Source organism: Novosphingobium sp. CCH12-A3, from assembly GCF_001556015.1.
Classification (GTDB): Bacteria; Pseudomonadota; Alphaproteobacteria; order Sphingomonadales; family Sphingomonadaceae; genus Novosphingobium; species Novosphingobium subterraneum.
On sequence record NZ_LSIA01000269.1, the window covers coordinates 1 to 479 of the forward strand.

The 479-nt window shown below is 66.6% G+C and carries 1 pseudogene; it reads left to right on the forward strand.

The features are described 5' to 3' along the window. A pseudogene (locus AX703_RS21885) lies at positions 1-479 on the forward strand (mannitol dehydrogenase family protein); the annotation flags it as partial.

The window sequence follows — 479 nt, forward strand, 5'->3', positions numbered from 1 at the left end:
TGGGTGATCGAGGACCGCTTTGCGTCCCCGCGTCCGCGCTGGGAAGCTGTCGGCGCGCAGATCGTCTCCGAGGTTGCCCCTTACGAGACGGCCAAGCTGCGCATGCTCAACGGCGCGCACTCGCTGCTGGCATACTGCGGGCTCAGGGCGGGCCATGAATATGTCCACGAAGCCATTGCCGATCCTGCCTTGCGCAGCCTTGCCGAGCAGTTGATGCGCAACGAAGCCGCACCGACGATCGCGACCGCACCGGGGCAGGACCTTGCCGCCTATGCCGATGCGCTGATCGCCCGCTTCGCCAATCCCAGCCTCAACCACCGCCTGATCCAGATCGCCATGGACGGCTCGCAGAAGATCCCGCAGCGCTGGCTCGAGACGCTGGCGCACAACGAGAAACACGGCCGCACCTGCCCCGCCATACGCGAAGGCCTGACCGCCTGGATCCACCACCTGCAAGGCCACAACGGACCCGTCGACGA